This window comes from Streptomyces sp. NPDC006265, assembly GCF_040613555.1.
GTDB lineage: Bacteria > Actinomycetota > Actinomycetes > Streptomycetales > Streptomycetaceae > Streptomyces.
The window spans coordinates 1-3022 of sequence record NZ_JBEXSH010001004.1 but is presented as its reverse complement, the minus strand read 5'-3'; the positions used below and the strand labels follow the sequence as shown (position 1 = coordinate 3022).

The following is a 3022-nucleotide window of genomic DNA, read 5'->3' as shown; positions in this document are numbered from 1 at the left end:
GACGTCGTCGCCTACGGCAACGGCAACGGCAACGGCAACGGCAACGGCATGCGCGGCGTGGCCCGGCTGGTCGGGCCCGGGCGCGCGGCCAGGGTCACCGCCTTCGCGCACAAGTTCTTCCCCGGCGCCGAGTACGGCGTGGTCGAGGCCAACGGGCAGCCGAGCCTGCTGCTCGTGCAGGACGGGGCGGCCGTCGCCCTGGTGAGCGCCACCGTCGGGCCCGACGGCATCGACGGGCTCTACTGGGTCCTGGCGCCGGAGAAGCTGAGGGCGTACGAGCGGTCGGCCCGCAGGGTGACCGCCCGTAGCCCGCCGGGTCAGTTCCCCTTCAGCCAGAGAGTTTGTTCAGGGCCGTGGACCATCTGCTGCCCGCCGCGACGGGAGCGGCCGCCTGACCGCATCCGGAGCCGGAGTTGCGGCGGTTCGCGGCGAGCGACGTCGTCCGGACGGCCGCCGACGCCGGAGATCAGCGGGCGCGCCGGGCCGTCCCGCTGCTTCAGACGCCGTCGGGCGGTGAGCTGTGGGCCCTGCGCCCGGCGGCCGGCGGCCGAACAACTGGACTCCATCGCGGGCGGCCGGCGGCCGGCGGCGCCCCTCACCCGACCCGGATGCCGACGATGCAGGTGTCGTCGTCGGTGTCCGACTTGCTGTAGGTCAGGAGGCGGTCCAACTGCTGGTCGAGCGTGCTAGGTGCCGAACGGGCGGTGGTCAGGAGGTGAGTCAGGGACTCCTCCACGGGCCGGTCACGGCGCTCGACCAGACCGTCCGTGTACATCAACAGGGTGTCTTCGGGGGCGAGTTGCAGCTCGGTCTCCTCGTAGACGGCCTCGGGGACGGCCCCCAGCAGCAGGCCCTTGACCAGAGGCAGGGGGGCCGCTTCGGTGTCCCGGACGAGGACGGGCGGCAGGTGTCCCGCCCGGGCCCAGCGCAGCGTCCGCCGGACCGGGTCGTACAGTCCGCACACCGCCGTCGCGGTGACGGCGCCGGTCAGATGGTGCGCCACGATGTTGAGCCAGGACAGCAGCTGTCCCGGCCCGGCGCCGGTCACGGCCAGGCCGCGCAGCGCGTTGCGCAGGACGACCATGCTGGTGGCGGCCTCGATGCCGTGCCCGGCCACGTCCCCGACGCACAGCAGCACCTTCCGGGACGGCAGGACGACGGCGTCGTACCAGTCGCCGCCCACCAACTGCTCGGTCTCCGCGGGGCGGTAGCGGACGGCCACCTGGAGACCGGACACCTGCAACGGAGCCTGGGTGGGGGGCATGATGGCGTGCTGCAACTGCAGGGTCAGCCGGTTGCGTTCGGTGGCCTGCTGCTCGGTGTGCGCCAGCTGGTCACGGGTGGCCGCGAGCGCCACCTCGGTCCAGTGCTGGGCCGAGATGTCCTGGCAGGCCCCGCGGACCAGGAGCAGCCGGTCGTCGGTGTCCAGCACCGGCTCGGCGACGATCCGGATGTGCCGGGTCACCCCGTCCGGCCGCTGGAGCCGGAAGGCGGCGGCGGCCGGCCGCTGGTGGTGCAGCAGCGTGCGCAGGAAACGGCGGATGGAGACGCCGTCGTCCGGGTGGGCGTGGGCCGGCAACTCCTCCAGGGGTACCGGGGTGCTCGTCTGGGGGCGCCCGTAGAGGTCGAAGAGCTGCCCGTTCCAGGTGATCTCACCGGTGAGCACGTTCTCCTCGAACCCGCCGATGCGGCCGAGCCGTTGGGCGTGCTGGAGCAGGCTGGCCAGGCGCGCCGTCTCGTCCTCGATGCGCCAGATGAGGAGGACGGACATGCCGTGGCGGCTGATGCTGATGTCCGCGACCGCCGAGAGCGGCACCTGGTCGACGAGGGCGGTGAGGTTCATCCGGCGGGTCCGGAAGGGCTCACCGGTGGCGTAGACCCGCTCGACGCGCTGGAACAACTCGCTGTCCCCGGCGGCCATCGGGTAGGCCTCCAGGAGCAGCGCGCCGCTCACGACCGCCCGCGGCCTGCCCGCCGGGTCGAGGAACCGGCTGTTCACGTGCTGGATGCGGAAATCCACCAGGTGCCCGTCGGCGTCGAGGTGCGGCACCAGGACGAGAGCGGGGTCGTGCAGTCCGTCGGCCAGGTCCATCAGCTCGGCGGCGTCCGGCAGGACGCGGGGCTCCTGGGCCGCCCCCTGGGGCGGTGTGTGGGTCTCCAGTGTGTGGGCGCACAGTTCGGCCAGCGCCTCCACCTGGCGGACGATCTGCGGGGGCTGGGGCGCGAGCGGCTCCGGCCAGGCGATCTCCAGCACGCCGTGGATGCGGCCGCCGGTGCCGGCGGGCATGGCGGCCCGGCCGCCGTCCGGATGGTGGTGCAGACCGATGGTGGGCAGCCCGGTCGCGCCGAGGGTGGTGATCCACTGCCCCTCGCGCTCGATGAGGCCCCGCCGCGCCACGGTCACCACGTCCGGCGGGACGTAACGCCAGCGCGCGGCCTCGGCCGGTGAGAAACCGGCGCTGCCCGCCAGGGTGAACGAACCGTCGGCACCCGCGGCCCAAATGGCCACGGCCACGGCGCCGAGAGGGCGCAGCGCCTGCTCCAGCAGGGCGTCGGCGACGGCCTGGGCGTCGTCCGCCGCCAGTACGCCGCTCTCCGCCACGCGCAGGCGTACGGCGGCCGACTCGTCCTCGGCCTCGTCGCCGCCACGGGTGGCGGCGAGGAAGGCGTCCGTCACCTCGGACATCCGGTCCCGGGCGGCCTGGTTGATGACGTCGACGGCGAGTTCGAGGGGGGTGACCTGGGCCTGCTCCGCCAACTGGGTGAGCTGCCGGGCGGCCTGGGCCGGTCCGCACTTCAGCCGCTCGACGAGGACACCCTTGGCGAGCTCGATCAGGGCACGCCCTTCGGCCTCCGCCTGGGCGGCCCGCACCTCCCGGCTGAGTCGCTCCACGGTGGCGGCGAGCCGGCCCACCGGGGAGGCGGGCCGAGTGTCCCGATCACCGTCTTCGCCCGTACAACGTCCAGCCCCGCGCACACCTACCAGGTCATCGTGCCGATCGACCTCGCCCAGGTGTTCAAG

At 73.7% G+C, this 3022-nt stretch carries 1 protein-coding gene and 1 pseudogene; one reads left to right on the top strand and one right to left on the bottom strand.

Annotation, left to right across the window (positions count from 1 at the left end; all coding sequences use genetic code 11):
- Window positions 1-335: 335 nt before the first annotated feature.
- Window positions 336-573, top strand: a pseudogene (locus tag ABZ281_RS44240) (alginate lyase); the annotation flags it as partial.
- A 22-nt stretch (window positions 574-595) separates the two neighbouring features.
- Here ABZ281_RS44240 and ABZ281_RS44235 read toward each other — a convergent pair.
- On the bottom strand, window positions 596-2977 hold the full coding sequence (locus tag ABZ281_RS44235; RefSeq protein ID WP_356663910.1) for a SpoIIE family protein phosphatase: 2382 nt from the start codon (window positions 2975-2977) through the stop codon (window positions 596-598).
- Window positions 2978-3022 lie beyond the last annotated feature (45 nt).